This is a genomic window from Levilactobacillus suantsaii (assembly GCF_014069315.1).
GTDB lineage: Bacteria > Bacillota > Bacilli > Lactobacillales > Lactobacillaceae > Levilactobacillus > Levilactobacillus suantsaii.
Genome location: NZ_CP059603.1, coordinates 2345243 through 2364777 on the forward strand (window position 1 = coordinate 2345243; position 19535 = coordinate 2364777).

Below are 19535 nucleotides of genomic sequence, written 5' to 3' on the forward strand. Positions count from 1 at the left end.
AAGCAATCTTAGTTTTCAGAGTTAGTTGCGGCTTCGTCATCGTGCTTGGACGGTTGGAAAGTCTGGTCGAATTCTTTGATTGCGTCTTCGAGCGCGTCGCCTTCTGGCAAGTTCCCCGTCTTCGTAATCGTGTCTTCGATGTCCTTGTGCGAACTGTCCATGAAGTCGAATAATTCGTTTTGGTAACGCAGAACGTCTTCCACGGCTAACTTGTCGAGGTGACTGTGCGTCAACGCAAACAGAATGATAACTTCCTTAGCTACGGGGACGGCTTCATGCAAGCCTTGCTTCAAGACTTCCACGGTCCGTGCCCCACGCGCTAACTTCGCTTGGGTGGCCGCATCCAAATCAGAACCAAATTGAGCGAAGGATTCCAGTTCCTTGTAGGAGGACAAGTCCAACCGCAAGGTCCCGGCAACCTTCTTCATGGCTTTGATTTGGGCGTCCCCACCAACCCGGGAAACAGACGTCCCGGCATCCATGGCTGGCCGAACCCCAGAATAGAACGAATCACTATTCAAGAAGATTTGACCATCGGTGATGGAAATAACGTTGGTTGGGATATAAGCCGCCACGTCACCAGCCTTGGTTTCAATGATTGGTAAGGCGGTCATCGACCCCCCACCTAAGTCATCGTTCAACTTCGCAGCCCGTTCCAACAAACGAGAGTGGGTATAGAAGATATCACCAGGGTAAGCTTCACGACCTGGTGGCCGCCGAAGAATCAATGAAAGTTCACGATAAGCATCGGCTTGCTTGGTTAAATCATCATAAACGATCAACACGTGCTTGCCGTTGAACATGAACTCTTCACCCATCGCTGCCCCAGCATATGGCGCAACGTACAGTAATGGCGCTGGGTCGGAAGGACCGGCCGAAACGACAATCGTGTAATCCATCGCACCAAACTTTTGCAACGTGTTGACTTGGGCCCGAACCGTAGATTCCTTTTGCCCAATGGCTACGTAGATACAAATCATGTTTTGACCCTTTTGGTTAATGATCGTATCCAACGCAATGGAACTCTTCCCGGTCTTCCGGTCACCAATGATTAATTCACGTTGACCACGTCCAATTGGAACCAAAGCATCGATGGCCTTAATCCCGGTTTGTAGAGGTTCGTTAACCCCTTGCCGGTCCATAACACCCGGTGCCTTATGTTCGATTGGCCGTGTCTTATCAGTTTTAATGTCCCCCTTGCCATCAATTGGTTGGCCTAACGGGTTCAATACCCGGCCAATTAATTGATCTCCAACGGGAACTTCCATGATTCGACCAGTCCGCTTAACGGTGTCGCCTTCAGTGATTCCAGTAAAATCACCAAGAACAACGATACCAACGTCACTAGTTTCGAGGTTTTGGACCATCCCATAAACCCCGTTATCAAACAAAAGCAGCTCACCTTGTAAGGCGTTGTCCAAGCCGTGGGCCCGGGCAACCCCATCACCAACATAAGTTACCGTACCAGTTTCTTCAACTGAGAGTTCATCTTTGTAGCTTTCTAATTGTTGCTTAATTAGAGTACTGATTTCCTCAGCTTTAATGCTCATGAAAGTTTCACCTCTTTACCTACAGATTTATTATGCCAACAGTCGACGCCGCAACTTGTTGATTTTCGTCTTAAGACTGCCATCAAGGATCATGCCGGCGGATTCGACAATCACACCGCCCAAGATCGTTGGGTCGACCTGACTGTTTAAAATAACTTTCTGAGCACCAACTCGTTGCGCGTAAGCCGTCGAGATTTGATCTTTTTGCTCAGCAGAAAGATCAATCGCCGTAGTTACGTGGGCATAAACAATGTGGTGTTTTTCGTCGTACAAGCTTTGAAACTGATTAACGATGGCGACCATGGCGTCCATACGCCCGTAGTCGTAGACCATGTGAATCAGGTTCTGAATGTAAGGCGAAGCTTGTTCGGCCAATTGGTCGACCAGTTTTTCGCGATCTGCCGCTTGTAAACTAGCGTCTGAGAGTACAGTACCCAATTGTGGGTTGTCCTGGAAGACACGTCGAAGCTCCTGAAGTTCAGCATAGCCGTCCTCCAGTTGGTCTTTTTCGGACAACAATTCAAATAATGCGCGTGCGTAGCGCTTAGCTACGGTTGTCCTATCAAGACTCATGATGCTTCCCCAACCCTTCAATGTAAGAATCAATCAATGCCTTTTGGTCATCAGCGTTTAATTCTCTTTGAATGATCTTGGAAGCAATCTCAATAGATAGGTCCGCCACATCGTTGCGCGCACCAGCTAAAGCGTCTTCACGTTCTTGATCAATATCCTTTTGGGCATTGGTCTTTAACGTTTGGGCATCAGTTTGCGCTTGGGCCACGATTTGGTCACGTTGTTGTTGACCATTCGTCTTGGCATCTTGAACGATCGTTTGGGCTTCACCCCGGGACGCATTCAACGCTGCTTGGCGTTTTTCAACTAAGCTCGCGGCATCGCTCCGTGACTTTTCCGCAGAATCAATATCGTTCGAAATTTTGTCGGCCCGATCTTGCATCATCTTCGTGACTGGCTTCCAAGCCAAAACCTTAACCACCCATAATAAGAGGATAAAGCAAATCGCGTAGAATAGTGAGTCACCAAAGTATAATGAAGAACCAACTACTAAATGTGAGAGCATCTATTGACACCTCCTTTTACTGTCAAATAATGAGAAATAAGTTCAACTACTTGTTCATAACCATTAAGGCCACAACGAAGGCGATGATTGGCATAGCTTCAACTAACCCAACACCGATGAACATGTTCGTCCGTAATTGACCTGACAGTTCAGGCTGACGTGACATACCTTCAAGCATCTTTGAAATAACGATACCATCACCGACACCACCACCGATAGCGGCTCCGGCCATAGCAATACCAGCTGCAATAGCTCCCATAATTCGTGTTTCCTCCTTAAATTTAAAAAAATACGTTTATTCCTCAACTTCGAGCTTTTGAGAAATATAAACTGACGACAACGTGACAAAGACGAACGCCTGGATGGCCCCCAAGAATGCAGAGAACCCTTGCCAGACCATTTCAATTGGAATCGCGACAATCATTGTCACTAGGCCGTGTGACGTTGCCAAGCCCCAGATGAGCTTAAGCAACATTTCACCAGAGAAGATTACCCCAAAGATACGAAGACCTAACGTCAGGAAATTTGTGAATTCTTCGAAGATACTAATTGGCAACCAAACAACGAACGGCTTGAGGTAGTTCGCAAAATGCTTCTTGTACCCCAGCTTTTGGACACCTGAGAATTGTGCAATCATTAACGTCATCAGCGAGAACGTCAACGTGACGATTGGGTCAGACGTTGGACTGCGGACAACCGTTGCACCATTAGGCATTGCCAATTGGATAAATAGCCCCAGTTGGTTAGACAGGAAAAGGAACAGAAACAGGGTAAACCCGTAAAGTCCAAATCCACTCACCTCATTGGAAGGAATTGATCCCTTCAAAATTCCGTTGGTAAATTCAATCAGCCATTCCAGAAAGTTTTGTCCCTTAGTTGGCTTCATGGCTAAATGCCGTGAGGTAAAGAAGACCACTGCCAAGACTAATAGAAAAACCACTAACCCAGAGACGACATTTGCGGTACTAAATGTCAATCCCAGAAATTGGAAGGTCGAAACTGGACCATCATTCACCGAATATCACCTCTTTTCACACTATATGAACGTATCCCTCAACAATGTAGCGACCGGCAAAACCCGCTAAACTCTTGAAGTTTACGGAATAGCGAACGAAGCGAGTGCTCCATTCAAATACACAGGATATGATACCACCAATCCTCGTAAAAAACAAAACAAATTTCACGAAAATATCACACCACTGTAACCTTCGACAAAAAGCGTAATCTAGGGCCATCCCGGGGATGCGACCGCTTCCATATGCTAATTGCGTGCGCAATCAGCAAAAATATTTGCGATTTTTTCGTGGCCCCCAACTTCCCGTCTAAATCGGGCCACCCCGTGCAGTCACAAAAAGGGTCTGGAAATCGCCTTCCAGGCCCTTCATATCATATTATTTGGTCCCAAACAACCGGTCACCGGCATCCCCTAAACCAGGCACAATATAACCGTCCTCGTTCAGGTGGTCGTCTAATGCGGCCGTATAGATATCGATATCTGGGTGCTTAGCTTGTAAGGCTTTGACCCCTTCTGGTGCCGAAACCAAGCAAACAAACTTAATGTTGCTGGCGCCACGCTTCTTTAACGCGTCGATCGCCATAATGGCTGATCCACCGGTGGCAAGCATCGGGTCGACCACAAAGACTTGCCGTTGGTCAATATCTGACGGCAACTTAACAAAGTATTCATGAGGCTGCAGGGTCTGTTCGTCACGGTACATCCCAATGTGTCCCACCTTAGCGGCCGGGATCAACTCCAAAATACCGTCTACCATACCAATACCGGCCCGCAGAATCGGCACGATGGCCACTTTCTTACCGGCTAATTCTTTCGCCGTCATTTTTGCGACTGGCGTCTCAATTTCCTTGTCCTGTAGTGGCATATCACGAGAGACCTCGTAAGCCATTAACGTCGAGATTTCGTTAACGACTTCCCGAAAACTGCGAGTCCCGCAGTTTTTGTTACGAATAATCGTTAATTTATGCTGAATCAGCGGATGGTCGAGAACTTGAAACTTCCCCATGAATAAACGCTCCTTTATTATTTCTTACAATTGTACCATTATCTAAGGCTCGATACCGCACTTTTTGTGAATGAAATCGCTTTTTCATTGTTTTTTATGCGAACTAACGGCTATGATCTCACTTGAAAGTGACTAAAAGGCCCCCAGGCATCACGCCGGGGGCCCCTAAAAATCATTTAGTCCTGAATTAAGCTTGAGTTGGGTCAAAGTGGACCTGCCCCGCCGATTTGTTGAGTCGGTTCATGTAAGCTGAACCCAGCCCATCGTCGGCAAATCCCTGGGTCAGGATGCCCTTCACGGATGATTCCAGGTCAAAGTGTCGCAATCCCGCAAACAAGCGGTGACTAGCGCTACTTAGGTCTTGACCTAATGAATAAGCCTCAACGTTAGTCGGCAATTGATGAGCCGCTAAAACGTTGTCGAGGGCCATTACCCCGATTGAATAGTCCTGCGCTTGGGCCCACTTGAAAGCCGCGTCCCAATCCGTCTCGTGATCGACGATGTAGACTTGGGCGTCCGGCGCATAGTGCTTATATTTCATCCCCGGTGCCTTGGGAACTTCAGTCTTACCCACTTTGTGGTGGTTCGACCGTACTTGACCGATAACTGGCTCCAGATCCGCTTCAGTTACAGCCCCCGGCCGCAAAATCGTTGGCACGTCTGCCGTTAGGTCGAGGATGGTCGATTCAACCCCGACTTGGGCGGGCCCATCGTCCACGATACCGGCAATCTTACCCTTTAAATCGTGATAGACGTGTTCCGCTAACGTGGGGCTAGGTTTTCCTGAGGTGTTCGCCGAAGGCCCCACTAGCGGCACGCCAGCCGCTTGAATCAGATTCAACGTGGTCTGGTTAGCCGGGTTCCGGAAAGCCGCGGTTTTCAAGCCCCCGGTGACTGCCTGAGAAAGGGCGTTTGGTTGGAGATTCAAAATCAACGTCAATGACCCCGGCCAAAAGGCCTTCATCAACGCCTGAGCTTTGGTGGACAACGGTTGGGCATACTGTTCCACCATCGCCGGTCCGGTCACCGTAACGATCAACGGATTATCACTCGGCCGACCCTTGGCCGCGTAAACTTGTTTGACTGCCGCTTCGTTCGTTGCGTCGGCCCCTAAGCCGTAAACCGTTTCGGTCGGAAATGACACGAGTTGGCCCGCACGCAGAAGCGCTGCGGCCGCCTCGACTTGATTTGGTTTAAAAATTTTTGTTTCCATATTATTCTCCCATTATTCTGTAAGTTGGACCCGAACCATCCGGTCATGGCCGCTAAGGTCCTGGCGAATGGTCACTTGGGCCTTGGGTAATGCCGCTTCAAAAATGGCCCGGACCGCGGTGCCTTGCTGGTAGCCAAGTTCCGCAAAAAAGGTGCCGTGTGGCGTCAGGTAAGTGGGCAGATTCGCGGCAAAACGCCGGTAAAAGGCTAATCCGTGGTCAGCCGCAAACAACGCCGTTTGCGGTTCGTAGCGTTTGACGGACTCATCCATCGCGGCGAGTTCTGTATGGTCGATATACGGCGGGTTGGACACGATGAGGTCGAAATGTTGCCCCACCACCGGCGCGAACAAGTCACCACTGACGACCTTCACCTGGGGCGCTAACCTTAACGCATTCTGTTGCGCCACCGTTACCGCTGCTGGTGAAATGTCGGTACCAATCACCTGCCATTGTGGGCGTTCTGCCTTAAGCGTCACGGCGATTGCACCACTGCCGGTCCCCACATCGAGGACTGTTTGTGGGGTCTTCACCGTGGTCGTCAGAATCCATTCGACCAATTCTTCAGTTTCTTGCCGCGGAATCAACGTAGCCGCCGTGACGCGAAATTCTCGGCCGTAAAACGGCGCGTGGCCCAAGACATATTGGGCGGGTTCCCCCTGGGCCACCCGCGCTACCTGTTGCTGGTAAGTCGCCAATTGCGTTGCCGGAACCAGCTCGCGGTAGTGCTGGACCAGTTGGGTAAAGGTCCAGTTCTGGGTTTCTTGCCAAAGAAACTGGGCGGCACTTGGGTCCTGATCAGCCGCCGTTAAGGTCTGCTTTGCCGCCGTTAGTGCCGCCCAGTAAGTGATTGAACTACCCATTATTTTTAAGGTCTTCCAGCTTAGCCGCCTGGTCCGAGAGAATCAAGGCATCGATGATGTCGTCAAGTTCCCCGTTCATCACACGGTCCAATTTATTCAGTGTCAAACCGATTCGGTGATCCGTGACCCGGTTTTGCGGGTAATTATAAGTCCGAATCCGTTCGGAACGGTCCCCGGTCCCGATGGCCGACTTCCGTTCCGCGTTATAGGCACTTTCTTCCTGTTGTTTGTAGTAGTCGTAGACCCGCGCCTTTAAAATCTGCATGGCCTTCGCCCGGTTCTGTTGCTGTGACCGTTCGTCTTGCATGGCGACCACGATACCCGTTGGCAAGTGGGTCATCCGCACGGCCGACGAAGTTTTGTTGATGTGTTGGCCCCCAGCTCCAGAAGAGCGGTAAACGTCAGTCCGAATGTCCTTCGGGTCAATGTCGATGTCCACGTCCTGTTCTTCCGGCATCACGCCCACGGTCGCCGTACTGGTGTGGACCCGGCCGGCCGATTCGGTAACGGGCACCCGTTGGACCCGGTGTGCGCCGTTTTCGTACTTCAGTTTGGAGTAGACCTTGTCACCGGTGATCATCATGACAATTTCCTTAAAGCCCCCGACTTCGGTGGCGTTCTCGTCGATAATCTCCGTCTTCCAGCCTTGACGTTCGGCGTACTTAGAGTACATGCTAAAGAGGTCCGCGGCAAACAAGCTAGCTTCATCCCCACCGGCGGCCCCGTGAATTTCCATGATAATGTTCTTATCATCGTTCGGATCCTTTGGTAACAGTAAGACTTTGATCTCGTCTTCCAGCTTTTCCTTTTGGTCGTTCAAATCCTTGAGTTCATCCTTGACCATGCTCTCCATGTCATCATCAAGTTTCTCCCGTAGCAATTCGTCGTCATCCTTGATTTGCTTAGTGACACTTTGGTACTGGTGGTACTTCGCCACCGTATCCCGCAGTTCTCCCTCTTCCTTCGAAAGGGCCATGAACTTCTGCGTATCCGCGATGATTTCCGGATCACTGATCAATTCATTCAGCTCGTCGTAACGGTCTGCGACCGCCTGGAGCTTGTCAAACATTTCATCCATTTAGATTTAACCTCATTCCATTATTTTCCGATTTGATCCAACGGCGGGTTGAAATAGTGCCGTCGACAGACCGGGTAATAGGCTTCGTTCCCGCCAATCTGAACCTGTTCACCTTCGTAGACCGGCTGGCCTTCGTGAAAGCGCAAGTTCATGATGGCCTTCTTGGTACAAAACCAACAAATCGTCTTCATTTCTTCAATTTTATCCGCGTATAAAAGCAGGTACTTAGACCCTTCAAACAACTCGTTGCGAAAATCGTTTTTTAAGCCGAAGGTCATGACCGGAATCTGTAATTCATCCACGATCTTGGCCAACTGCAATACGTGCTGTTTGGTCAAAAACTGGGCCTCATCGATCAAGATACAATTGGCTTTAGGGTCCACCCGCAACACTTCTTGGTAAATATTCGTCGTTGCAAAGATTGGTTGCGCAGCGCGCTTCAACCCAATGCGACTGGCAATCGACCCGACCCCATCTCTGGTATCCAGGCCACTGGTCATAATGATGACGCGTTTTTGCTGCTCCTCGTAGTTATGGGCAACTTTTAAAATTTCAATTGACTTACCACTATTCATTGCACCGTACCGAAAAAAGAGCTGTGCCACGTTACTCCCACCTTTTTGACAGTTTCTAATCTATTATAGCTGATTACTAGGTAAAATTCGACTCGCGCGCAAGGAAACTTTTGACCATCCCGTTTGAAGGCGATTTAGCTCCAGTTTAAGCTTGATTTTTCTTGCATTTTCGCAAAGTTCAAGGTGTGCGCTCCCCTATTCTACCAAAAAATGCTAAAATTAACGTTTGAGGTTCAATCTAGTCTTGTTTAAGGAGCGAAATGTCCATGTCATTGCGAAGCGGTGTTGCCACTTTTGCGGGGAAATCATCTTACTGGTTTCTTCACACCTTCTTACACGGGGGAAGCTCTCTTCCGGGTAAGATCACGTTAAAATTAGATCCACAAATTCTCCGGTCCTTGGGAGCGAAGTACGATGTCATCGTCATTACCGGGACCAACGGGAAGACCTTGACCACCGCCCTGACTGTCTCGGTCTTACACGAGAAATATCCCGCGATTTTGACCAATCCGACGGGCTCCAACATGGAACAAGGAATCGTCACGACCTTTTTAAACGCCAAACGGCCTAAGACCGGGCGCCCACTTGCCGTGTTGGAAGTGGATGAAGCCAACGTGATCAAGGTCACCGAGTACATCCACCCCAAGGCCTTCGTTTTCACCAACATTTTCCGCGATCAAATGGACCGCTACGGTGAAATCTACACGACCTATCAAAAAATTCTTGACGGAGTAGCTTTGGCTCCCGAAGCTACCATCATCGCCAACGGGGACTCACCCATCTTTAATTCTAAACAATTACCCAATCCCATCCAATATTACGGTTTCGACGATCAGCCGGATCGCGACTTCAAAGCCAAGCCGAATACCGACGGGGTGCTTTGCCCCAACTGTCAACACATCCTACACTACCACTCGTTGACTTACAGTAACCAAGGCAAGTACTTCTGCCCGAACTGTGGCTTCCACCGGCCAGACCTGACTTATCGGCTAACTAAGCTAGGAGAACAGACCCCAACATCCTCACAGTTTGACCTGGATGGTCAGCCGTTCAAAATTTCTGTCGGTGGGACCTACAACATCTACAACGCCTTAGCCGCTTACGCTGTCGGTCGTTTTCTTGACGTAGCCCCCGAAAAGATCGCCCACGCTTTCACCGAAAACGCGCAGGTCTTTGGCCGTCAAGAAGTCATCAACGTCAACGGCAAACAGGTCACCATTGTACTGGTCAAGAATCCCGTGGGGTTAGACCAAGTGTTGCACATGATTGGGACCGACAAGCATCCCTTCTCGTTCGTGGGCTTGTTGAACGCCAACTACGCCGACGGAATCGATACCAGTTGGATCTGGGACGGCGACTTCGAACAGCTCGCCAACGCAAACATCCCCACATTTATCACCGGGGGTGAGCGGTACAAGGACATCACCTTCCGGCTGAAAGTCGCGGGTGTCCCCGATGACCGGCATATCGTTGAGCCAAGCTTGGAAAAGGTCGTCGACCGTATCCAGGAAGTGCCAACGGACCGGGTATACGTGCTCGCCACCTACACAGCGATGCTCCAGTTACGAAAGATTTTAGCTTCAAAGGGCTTCATTAAGGAGGGACTCGGCGTATGACTTATGAGTTGAACGTCGCCCATTTATACGGCGACTTGATGAACACGTACGGTGACATCGGTAATATTCTGGCGTTAAACTACTATGCCAAACAAATGGACGTCCACTTGAACGTCAAAGTCATCAGCCTGGAAGAAACGTTTCACGCCGCCGACTACGACTTAGCCTTCTTCGGTGGGGGTCAAGACTTTGAACAGACCATCGTCGCCCAAGATATCCAAACCAAAAAGGCCGAACTAATCAAGTTCATCGAATCCGGCGGTCCCCTACTCGCGATTTGTGGCGGTTTCCAATTACTAGGTCACTACTACATCGGAGCGGACGGTGAAAAGCTCCCAGGTATCGGGGCGTTAGACCACTACACCTTAGCGCAGGATCACAACCGGTTTATCGGTAACATTGTCATCAAGAACCAAGAGACCGGTGAGACCTACCACGGGTTTGAAAATCACCAGGGTCGAACCTTCATCGGCAAGGGCGAACGCCCGCTCGGCGATGTGGTCAAAGGTAAAGGGAATAACGGCGAAGACGGTACGGAAGGTGCCATCTACAAAAACGTCTACTGCTCTTACTTCCACGGTCCGATTTTGACCCGTAACGGCGACATTGCCAAACACTTACTAGTCGCCGCGTTGAAACGCAAGTTCCCAGACGACGACTTCAGTCAACAAGAAGCGTTGCCGATTCCAGCGACCTTCTAACCCTTAACTTTCACAATAAAGGCACCAAGTTCGCATTGAACTTGGTGCCTTTATTAGTCACTAGTTTTGTCACCGCCGCCCCTGTTTTTCAGCCAAATAAGTCCCTAAGACCGCGTTACGCTGATCCAGGTACGGTAGGTTCGGTGCCTTGGGGTGCACCCGGTTGGTCAAGAAAACCATGGCTTGCTGGGTAGCCGGATCGATGGCCAGATAGGTCCCGGTAAAGCCGGAGTGCCATAACACCCGGTGGGCTTGTGGCCACTGGGTCGCGGTCAATGCCCAGCCCAGCGACCGACCATCCTGACCCGTTGGCGTCCAATCAGCAATCAACCGGTGCACCCAGGTCGGGGGTAATACGCTGGCGAATTGCTCGGGGTGCCAGTAGGCCTGGCAGAACCGGACTAAATCGGCCACCGTGCTAAACAAGCCCGCCGATCCACACCGGCGTTGCAACACATACCCTTTGGGGTCGTGGACACTTCCCCGTACGAGACCGCGAGTGGCGGTTACCGCTGTCGGGATGCACGCTAACGGATCCGTCGGGGTAAAGGTGCTGTGCGTCATCCCCAGTGGATTTAGGACTCGCCGTTGCACGGCTACCTGCACGGGAACACCCAAAATAGCCTCGATGATCCAGCCCATAAAGATATAATTCACGTCGGCATAAACCATCTTGACGTTAAAGGTCGGCCCTACATGAAGGCCCAGCAAGGCCGCAGTCAAATCGGCCGCAGTCAATTGGTTTCGGTTCGGGATGTAGCCCGTGATACCCGACGTGTGGGTCAACAAATGGCGAATCGTAACCCGTGAGTCTCGAAAAGCCGGTAACCAAATTGTCACGGGGTCCTCTAGATGCAAGCGCCCCTGCGCCAAGAGTTGTAAGGTCACACTCAGCGTCCCCACGACCTTGGTCAATGACGCCACGTCATAGGTCATTCCCGCTCGTAACGGTTCAACTTGGGGTACCCAAGCCGCTTGGCCCATGACGCCACTCTCAACGCAATCGCCATCGACAAAGGCGTAACTCACCCCGGGAACCACCCGGTGCGCCACCAGTTGCCGTAAAGCCGCTTTCGTTGCCTGATAGGCCATCTAATCCCTTCCCTCTGGTTTCCATTTAACCGCAACCGGCTAGAAAACGCAACGCCGGGTCAAAAAAGGGAGCCCCGCTAGCGCGAGCCTCCCAGAGTAACCCTATTTAGTTCATAGCTTAAGCTAATTCGTTACCCGCAAACTGACTGTTGTACAGGTCGGCGTAGAAGCCCTTAGCCGCTAACAGACTGTCGTGGTTCCCCGTTTCAACGATGTGCCCGTGGTTCATGACCACGATGTTTTCGGCATTTTGAATCGTCGACAACCGGTGGGCCACCACGAAACTAGTCCGACCGGCCAGTAACCGCGTCATGGCATGTTGAATCAGCATTTCCGTTCTGGTATCGACGGAACTAGTGGCCTCATCCAAAATCAAGACATCTGGATCAGCGACAAAGGCCCGCGCAATGGTCAAAAGCTGCCGTTGCCCCTGCGAAACGTTGCTGGCTGCTTCGTTTAAGATGGTATCATAGCCATCCGGCAATTGCCGAATAAAGGCATCCGCGTGGGCCGCCTTAGCCGCCGCGTAAACTTGGTCCGCCGTAGCGTCTTCCCGACCGTACTTGATGTTGTCGAAGATGGTTCCAGTAAATAACCAGGTATCCTGGAGCACCATGGCAAAATGTTGCCGTAAGTCGCGCCGCGGCACCGTATTGGTGGCTTGACCCCGGTACTTGATTTGTCCCGAGTCCACGTCGTAGAACCGTTCCAATAAGTTGATGATGGTAGTCTTCCCGGCCCCGGTTGGTCCGACAATGGCTACCATTTCACCCGGTTTGACCGCGAGATTAAAGTCTTCAATCAGTGGTTGGTTCTCCACGTAGCGGAAGTTCACGTCATCAAACTCGATGACGTTCCCACTTGCCGCGGTCTTCGCCGGCAACTGATTGTGGGCCGTTTCGACCATGTCGTCTTCATCCAAAACGGCAAAGACCCGTTCGGCAGAAGCAATTGTGGCCTGAATGGTGTTGGTCAAGTTAGCCATCTGGGTGATGGGTTGCGAGAACTGGTTGGTATATTGTAGAAACGCCTGCACGTTCCCTAAGCTAACCGTTCCGTTAGCGACCTGAATCCCCCCGATAACGGCAACGGCCAGGTAGTCCAAATTCTTCACGAAGTTCATCAACGGGAAGATCAGACTGGAAACAAACTGTGCCTTCCAGGCCGACTTGTAATACTTCCGGTTATGGTCTTCGAATTGTTTTTGCACGTTGTCTTCCTGGTTAAAGGTCTTGACCACCGTATGACCAGCATAAGTTTCTTCGACCGTGTTGTTCAATAACCCCAGGTTCTTCTGTTGACTGGCAAAGAAGCGTTGTGATTTCGGTGCCACGATTCCTACGACCAGTAAACTCAGCGGCACGGAAACCAACGCCACTAGGGTCAACCAGCCACTAATCGTGAGCATCATGTACAGCACCCCGAAGAAGGTCAAGATACTGGTGACCATTTGGGACAACGTTTGTTGTAGCGTCCCACCGATATTATCCATATCATTGGCCATCCGCGACATTAAATCCCCGTTACTATGGGTGTCGTAAAAGCTAAGGGAGAGGCGTTGCATCTTGTCCTTTAAATCACGCCGTAATTGGTAGACCACCTTTTGGGCAATCCAGTTCATGATGACTTGCTGGATAATCCCGAAAATGGCCGCGCCCACGTAAAGGGCCGCTACGACTAGCAGAATGTGGCCAATCTTCCCAAAGTTAATCGGTAGGCTGTCCATCCCAATGCCCGCCTTCAATTGTGCGGTCCCTTTCATGACCCCTTTAAAGAGTTCTGTAGTGGCTTGGCCTAAGATTTTCGGTGTCCGAATCTGTAAAATCACGGAAGCCGCCGCAAAAATCAGAACCACGATGATACCGGGAATCCAGTGTTTCATATACCGAAAGAGGCGGCCCGTCGTCTTCCAGAAACTTTGTGGCCGTTGCTTGGTGGCCGATCCACGTCCATTACGCATCGACGGCATCCCCCTTCCGTAATTGTGACTCAAGAATTTCTTGGTAAGTCTGGTTGTTGGCCTTTAATTCGGCATGCGTTCCTTGGCCCACAATGCGACCCCCATCGATGACCAGAATCAAATCAGCATCGGCGACGGTCGAGACCCGTTGCGCGACAATCACTGTCACGCCGTTTTGAACCTGTTGATCCTTCTTCAACGCTTGCCGCAAGACAGAATCGGTCTTGAAGTCCAGTGCCGAGAACGAGTCGTCAAAGACATAGACGCTGGCCTGCTTCAAAATGGTCCGAGCAATCACTAGTCGTTGTCGTTGCCCTCCAGAGAAGTTATCCCCGTTTTGTTCCACGGTTGCATCCAGTCCACCGGCTTCCTGTGTAAAGTCAGCGGCTTGGGCAACCTGTAAGGCATGCCACATCTGATCGTCACTGGCATCTGCTTTGGCAGTTAGCATGTTGCTGCGAATCGTCCCGGAGAAGAGTACGGCTTGCTGTTGCGTGATCGAAACGGCGGCGTGTAGTTCCTTTTGACTAACCGCCGGCAACGCGGTCCCGTTTAAGCGGATTTGGCCACTTTCTGGGTCAAAGAGGCGCGGAATCAGGTTAACCAACGTCGATTTTCCGGAACCGGTCCCCCCAATGATGGCAACGGTTTGGCCCGCTTTAGCCGCAAAGTTGACGTCAGCTAAAGCCAGCTTTTCCGCACCCGTATACCGAAAGTTCACGTGATCGAACGTTAAACTAGCCGTCTGGTCCGCAAACGTCATCGGCTGGTCGGCGTCATTGATCTTCGACTTCAAATCCATCACTTCGTTGATCCGGGCCGCTGAAGCTTGCGCCCGTGGCACGAAGACGAAGACCATGGAAACCATCATAAAGCTAATCAGAATCTGAGTCGCATACGTCATGAAGGCCACTAAGTTCCCCACGGCCAAGGCCTGGTGGGCAATCAATTGGCCACCATACCAGACGATTCCAATATTGGTCCCGCTAATGATCAAAGTGATAATCGGGAACATCAAGGAGACAATCATGAAGACCTTAATCCCGGTTTGGGTGTAGTCTTGGTTAGCCCCTTCAAAACGGTCCTGTTCAAATTTATCCTGGTTGAATGCCCGGATGACCCGGACCCCGGTTAGGCCTTCCCGAAAGATCAGGTTGATCCGGTCAATCTTCTTTTGCAGGCTCTTAAACAGTGGTACCGCAAAATACATAATCGCGATGGTAAAAATTGCTAAGACTGGCAACGCCACTAAGAAGACCAACGTTAACCGCGGGCTCTTCAGATAGGCTAAGATGCCCGCTCCCACTAACATAATGGGCGCCATCAGCATCATCCGCAGCATTTGCACCATGACGTTTTGAATCTGGACCACATCGTTAGTGGTCCGCGTAATCAAAGACGCGTTCCCAATGGTTTCAAATTCCTCCGTTGAGGACAACGTGACCTTGCGGAACAAGTCCGTCCGAATCCGTTGGCCCATCTTTTGAGACTGAGTCGCTGCGTAATACACATTACCAGCCGCCCCCAGTACCCCGATGAAGCTTAAGAGCAACATTTGACCACCAGTTCGCCAGATGTACGCAATATCGTTATTCGCAATCCCTTTATCAATAATATTGGAGGTTAATGTGGGAAGCGACAGGTCACAGGCGACCTGAATGATCAAAAACCCTACCGCGAGGGCTACTGCCCACCAATTAAGGTGTTTTCGGGCAAGTCGCATCATTTGATTTTGGCCTTCTTTCTCGTATGATAAATAAACTAATAGATAAAACTACATATGCGACAATTATACTCGTCTCTTTACCGTTTGCAATCATTGACCGTTTGGGCTAGGCTGATAATTTAGTTGAAATTTGGTACAATGTAACCACTGAAGGGAGCCGAGACTTGTGGCTAGTAATTCTGATTCGATTTACAACGTATTGACGTATATTCATCGCCATCCTAACCGGGTAGGCTTCATCGCGCAACGCAACAGTAACGTCGTTTCCATCAGCGTTCCCGATACAGTTCCCGTGGCCAATCCAGAAATCTACTTTCCCACGGAACGTTTAGTCGTTAACCGATTAAACGAGGATTTTTTAGCCATGCACGGGGAACTCCTTGATGATTTCTTTGACCGAACAACCAGTTCCAAGCCCGATTACCAAAACGTGTGGATCACCACGGGTTATGTGGCTGCCCAACACGCCTACTTGGTCGAGCTGTCCTTTGAGTAATCCAAATTCAATCTCGCTGTGAATAAAAGGGCCCGGGAAATTTATTTCCGGGCCCTTGGTGCGTTAATTTTAACTCAAGAGGGCTTTAGAGGCCCAGATACCACCGGCAATCAAAGCGGCAATCACGACAAATTTCAATAGCGCCGCAAAGGCCAGTAGCACGATGGCTCCAATGACTAGGGTCCCTACCAGCCCTAAGAGCCAGCCGGCCAGACCAAAGACTAGCCGTAAAATTGGAAACAGTAATAAAAGCATTAAAAAACCAAAAATCATTCTAGTCCCCCTTTACCTTAAACTTCAAGGACGAATTTACAATTGAAGTGCAACAAGTAAGAAAATAAAAATAGACTCCTAGCCTGAGTCCTGTAGAATGAAGTCACCATAACAATCATCTAAAGGAGTTCTTAGGCTATGAGTCCATATACACATCTTACCTTAAAAGACCGCGAATGCATACTGTTAGGTGTAACTTTACACCATACTTACCAGGTTATTGCCAATCAAATCGGTTGTTCCAAAGCCACTGTGTCACGAGAAATTAAACGCAACGGCGGTCGGGGCGCCTATTCCGCCGTAAAAGCCCAGCAGAACTATCAACAGCGCCGATTAAAGAGTCGCCGCCTCAGGGTACTGGAGAATTTAAAGCTACGCGACTTTGTCCTTCACTGCATTCTTCAACGACAATGGTCACCCGAGCAAATCGCCGGTCGTTTATCTTTAGAGACCAGTAATTGGCATATCAGCTACAACACGATTTATCGCGGAATTGAACGAAATAATTTAGGCGTTAAACGTAAAAGTCATGGGGCTCGAGGATTCGCTCGAAAGTTACGACATCGTGGGAAAACTCGTAAGGTTAAAGGAACTGTCAACGAACGACGTGGCCGTTTTAATAATGTCCCATCAGTCCATGAACGACCAGTCTCATGTGAGAATCGGACTCGTTTTGGCCATTGGGAAGGCGATACCGTTCGCGGCAAGGTCGGGCGTTCGGGTTTAGTGTCACTGGTCGACCGTAAGTCACGATACCTTCTGTCTGAGCGTGTACCCAAAGTGAATGCCAAGAATGTGACCCAAGCGATGATCGACCTCCTGCATACAGTCACACCTAAACGCGTTCGTACGCTTACACCAGACCGAGGTACAGAGTTTGCGGGTTATCGTGAAGTCGGTAAAGAGCTTGGTATCTCAGTCTATTTTCCAGACCCGCACGCACCACAACAACGTGGGACCAACGAAAATACCAATGGTCTCATCCGAGAGTATTTTCCCAAAGGAACTGACCTTGATGAACTGACCGATCAAGATATCGCGAAGTTTGTCAGGAATTTAAATAATCGCCCCCGTAAGGTCTTAGGCTGGAAGACACCATCTGAAGTTTTCTTCGGTAAAAAGTTACACTTGATTTGACAATTCGTCAGTCAAAAGTTATTCCGAGATGTCCGTTTGCCACGGTGTTGTTGTAATCTGCATCCGGCCATTCCGTTTAGAATGGTAGAGGTTGGCGTCCACCCGCTTGTAGAAGTCGAGTGGCGTCTGGTCCTTGACCGTCAGTTCGGAGACTCCCAGCGACAAAGTCACACTAATCTCCTGTCCATTATAAGCCACTGCTTGGTTGACGATACTGTTAAAGACTTGTTGGGCTACGGGATGCGCTTGACTGGCTGTATAATTAGGAAGAATAATGTTAAATTCTTCGCCTCCAGTTCGGTAAAGCGCAATCCCCGGGTCCAAACGTTTCAACGTCACGCTGACCGTCTTAGCCACGGCCCGCAACACCTCATCCCCGGCCAAATGCCCGTAGGTATCGTTCACGTGCTTAAAATGGTCGATATCGAACATAATCATCGACAAATCGTGGTGCCGGGACACATTGCGGTAGAACTGCCGGCCGATGGCGCGGTCATAGGCGGCATAATTTTGCACCTTGGTCAATGCATCCCAGTTTGCCGAACGAAAAAGCCGATCTTTGATGTGCCGATCCTGATTTTGAATCCGAAAGTACCCATACATCAACACGGCAAGCAAGAAAAAGTTAATCAACTCTTCCATCACCGTTGACCAGGACAGATTAAGCCGTAGCTTAACGATTCCCCAAAGAATGGCACCATTGATCATGGCCAACGCAATGTAGCGGGTAAACGGCCAGCGCCACATATGGACCCCTTGAATATAGGATTCCACGTAAAACGCCGCAAAAACGATCATGTACACCCACGACAGCGGCTGGGCAACGTTGCCGTTCAAAAACATAAAGCCGACTCCCAACACACAGATCATCCAGTACGGGACCCGTAATTGCAAGAAGTAAGCCGTAAACATTAAAATCAACAGTTGAAAATTAGTGAACGTCCAAGAAAGCTGGCTGTCTCGGACCAATAATTGGAGTGCAAAAACGGCAATAACTGCACACCCCGCCCCAATCCAGGTCTGCACCCGCTTGGTATTGACGGGGCGATTACGGGCTTCATACCAAGCTGTAGTCCAATTGTAGATTGACCAATAGAGTGTGATGACCCCGAGGACAAAAAAGACACTTGTTATAAAGGGTGGCACTAACCACATTGACCAGGTCATTTCATCAGACTCCCCGTGTATTGTCGTTCAATTTCTTACCTCATTCACTGGCAATCAGCGCCCAACTGATTTTAAGGCCAAAATAGGTAAGTTTACTGATTACATTTACTATAAATCAATTCATATAATAAAGCCATAAAGAATTATATAACGGACTATATTAAATAGACCATTAGCTGACAATGAGCCTGTTTTCTAATCAAATCATCAGCCAGCTCTATGGTTTAACGGCCAAGTACAGTATGATAGTTACTGAACAGCCATACAAGGAGGAATCAAGTCCCATGTATCGTTACTTTATCCAACCGCAACTGGACGTTTCCAACCAATCACTGGTTGGTTACGAATTACTCATTCGTCAAAAGCGGGCCGGTCAATGGGTCCTCCCCCACGACTTTGGTGCCATTCCGATTGCCGTTCAGAGCGACTTGATTCGCCAGACCGCGCAGAAATTGCGCTTAAAGATTGGCTCGGTCTCATTCAACACGAACCAAGCCCAGTTTATCGATCCCCAGATTGCCCAAGCCATTTTAACGGCGCAACAACAAATCTATCCCGTGACCCTCGTCTTAGAAGTCACCGAGGAACCCACGACCGTAGCCGTCACCACCCAGCAGATTATCGATCAGGTACGCTTCTTTCACCAACGCGGCATCCAGCTCAGCCTCGATGACGTGGGGACCGGCCTCAACACTTACCCACACTTGAAACCAATCCTGGGCGCTGCCAGCGAGGTGAAGTTTGCCCTCCAGAACTTCCGGCAAGCTCACCGTGAAGCCGAAATTCCCACAGCTTTAAAATTTTGGCAAGAAGTCGCCACTCGTGAGCATTTACGCTTTATCTTAGAAGGTGTAGAAACCCCCGCCGAAGACGCCATGGCTAATCAATTGGGACTTAATCTCCGCCAGGGATGGTATTACGGCAAGCCCCATCTTTTCAAATTAACGTCTACTGATTAGACTGTAAACCAAGCGTCCCCCCCTAATTGACT

Annotated in this window: 20 protein-coding genes; 5 read left to right on the plus strand and 15 right to left on the minus strand. The window is 49.9% G+C overall.

Annotated features, from left to right (window positions below; genetic code table 11):
• Positions 1–8: 8 nt before the first annotated feature.
• From atpA to H3M12_RS11055, 10 genes are all read right to left on the minus strand, one after another.
• Complete coding sequence (gene atpA / locus H3M12_RS11010) at positions 9–1550, minus strand: F0F1 ATP synthase subunit alpha (RefSeq protein WP_129031316.1); 1542 nt, start codon at positions 1548–1550, stop codon at positions 9–11.
• 30 nt (positions 1551–1580) lie between these two features.
• On the minus strand, positions 1581–2123 hold the full coding sequence (gene atpH, locus H3M12_RS11015) for an ATP synthase F1 subunit delta (protein WP_129031317.1): 543 nt from the start codon (positions 2121–2123) through the stop codon (positions 1581–1583).
• Positions 2113–2628 carry a F0F1 ATP synthase subunit B gene (gene atpF, locus H3M12_RS11020; RefSeq protein WP_129031318.1) on the minus strand — a complete coding sequence of 172 codons (516 nt, stop codon included), beginning with the start codon at positions 2626–2628 and terminating at the stop codon, positions 2113–2115. Before atpF ends, atpH begins: the two co-directional genes overlap by 11 nt.
• 46 nt (positions 2629–2674) lie before the next feature.
• Entirely contained in the window at positions 2675–2887 is a 213-nt protein-coding gene (atpE, locus tag H3M12_RS11025) for a F0F1 ATP synthase subunit C (RefSeq protein ID WP_024746921.1), read from the minus strand.
• A 36-nt stretch (positions 2888–2923) separates the two neighbouring features.
• Positions 2924–3643: a F0F1 ATP synthase subunit A gene (gene atpB, locus H3M12_RS11030; RefSeq protein ID WP_129031319.1), complete on the minus strand. Its 720-nt coding sequence runs from the start codon at positions 3641–3643 to the stop codon at positions 2924–2926.
• 376 nt (positions 3644–4019) lie between these two features.
• Positions 4020–4649: a uracil phosphoribosyltransferase gene (gene upp, locus H3M12_RS11035; protein ID WP_129031320.1), complete on the minus strand. Its 630-nt coding sequence runs from the start codon at positions 4647–4649 to the stop codon at positions 4020–4022.
• A 187-nt stretch (positions 4650–4836) separates the two neighbouring features.
• On the minus strand, positions 4837–5862 hold the full coding sequence (locus H3M12_RS11040) for an L-threonylcarbamoyladenylate synthase (RefSeq protein ID WP_182150723.1): 1026 nt from the start codon (positions 5860–5862) through the stop codon (positions 4837–4839).
• Positions 5863–5874: 12 nt separating this feature from the next.
• Complete coding sequence (gene prmC / locus H3M12_RS11045) at positions 5875–6723, minus strand: peptide chain release factor N(5)-glutamine methyltransferase (protein WP_129031322.1); 849 nt, start codon at positions 6721–6723, stop codon at positions 5875–5877.
• A complete protein-coding gene (prfA, locus tag H3M12_RS11050) occupies positions 6716–7801 on the minus strand; it encodes a peptide chain release factor 1 (RefSeq protein ID WP_129031323.1) in 1086 nt (361 codons plus the stop codon). The genes prmC and prfA overlap by 8 nt, the downstream gene beginning before the upstream one ends.
• Before the next feature lie 20 nt (positions 7802–7821).
• Positions 7822–8406: a thymidine kinase gene (locus H3M12_RS11055; protein ID WP_129031324.1), complete on the minus strand. Its 585-nt coding sequence runs from the start codon at positions 8404–8406 to the stop codon at positions 7822–7824.
• Between the two features lie 236 nt (positions 8407–8642).
• Between H3M12_RS11055 and H3M12_RS11060 the strand changes: the two genes are divergently transcribed.
• Positions 8643–9992: a Mur ligase family protein gene (locus H3M12_RS11060; RefSeq protein WP_129031325.1), complete on the plus strand. Its 1350-nt coding sequence runs from the start codon at positions 8643–8645 to the stop codon at positions 9990–9992.
• Positions 9989–10693, plus strand: a complete 705-nt coding sequence (locus tag H3M12_RS11065; protein ID WP_129031326.1) for a type 1 glutamine amidotransferase — start codon at positions 9989–9991, stop codon at positions 10691–10693. Before H3M12_RS11060 ends, H3M12_RS11065 begins: the two co-directional genes overlap by 4 nt.
• Before the next feature lie 69 nt (positions 10694–10762).
• Here the strand turns inward: H3M12_RS11065 and H3M12_RS11070 are convergent, their stop codons facing one another.
• From H3M12_RS11070 to H3M12_RS11080, 3 genes are all read right to left on the minus strand, one after another.
• The gene (locus H3M12_RS11070; RefSeq protein WP_129031327.1) at positions 10763–11785 is read right to left on the minus strand and encodes a serine hydrolase domain-containing protein; all 1023 of its coding nucleotides are present in this window, start codon (positions 11783–11785) and stop codon (positions 10763–10765) included.
• Between the two features lie 118 nt (positions 11786–11903).
• Positions 11904–13745 carry an ABC transporter ATP-binding protein gene (locus H3M12_RS11075; RefSeq protein ID WP_129031328.1) on the minus strand — a complete coding sequence of 614 codons (1842 nt, stop codon included), beginning with the start codon at positions 13743–13745 and terminating at the stop codon, positions 11904–11906.
• Positions 13738–15471, minus strand: coding sequence for an ABC transporter ATP-binding protein (locus tag H3M12_RS11080; protein WP_129031329.1), 1734 nt, complete (start codon positions 15469–15471; stop codon positions 13738–13740). Before H3M12_RS11080 ends, H3M12_RS11075 begins: the two co-directional genes overlap by 8 nt.
• A gap of 166 nt (positions 15472–15637) precedes the next feature.
• Between H3M12_RS11080 and H3M12_RS11085 the strand changes: the two genes are divergently transcribed.
• On the plus strand, positions 15638–15967 hold the full coding sequence (locus H3M12_RS11085; protein WP_129031330.1) for a hypothetical protein: 330 nt from the start codon (positions 15638–15640) through the stop codon (positions 15965–15967).
• Positions 15968–16036: 69 nt separating this feature from the next.
• On the opposite strand, the gene H3M12_RS11090 is transcribed toward H3M12_RS11085, so the two are convergent.
• Positions 16037–16240 (minus strand): hypothetical protein, encoded by a 204-nt coding sequence (locus tag H3M12_RS11090; protein ID WP_129031331.1) that lies wholly within the window; start codon positions 16238–16240, stop codon positions 16037–16039.
• A 138-nt stretch (positions 16241–16378) separates the two neighbouring features.
• Here H3M12_RS11090 and H3M12_RS11095 point away from each other — a divergent pair, with 138 nt between their 5' ends.
• The gene (locus H3M12_RS11095) at positions 16379–17377 is read left to right on the plus strand and encodes an IS30 family transposase (protein ID WP_182150575.1); all 999 of its coding nucleotides are present in this window, start codon (positions 16379–16381) and stop codon (positions 17375–17377) included.
• An 18-nt stretch (positions 17378–17395) separates the two neighbouring features.
• Here H3M12_RS11095 and H3M12_RS11100 read toward each other — a convergent pair whose 3' ends face one another.
• The gene (locus tag H3M12_RS11100) at positions 17396–18544 is read right to left on the minus strand and encodes a GGDEF domain-containing protein (RefSeq protein ID WP_182150724.1); all 1149 of its coding nucleotides are present in this window, start codon (positions 18542–18544) and stop codon (positions 17396–17398) included.
• 284 nt (positions 18545–18828) lie between these two features.
• Between H3M12_RS11100 and H3M12_RS11105 the strand changes: the two genes are divergently transcribed.
• Positions 18829–19503, plus strand: coding sequence for an EAL domain-containing protein (locus tag H3M12_RS11105; protein ID WP_129031333.1), 675 nt, complete (start codon positions 18829–18831; stop codon positions 19501–19503).
• Positions 19504–19535: the final 32 nt, after the last annotated feature.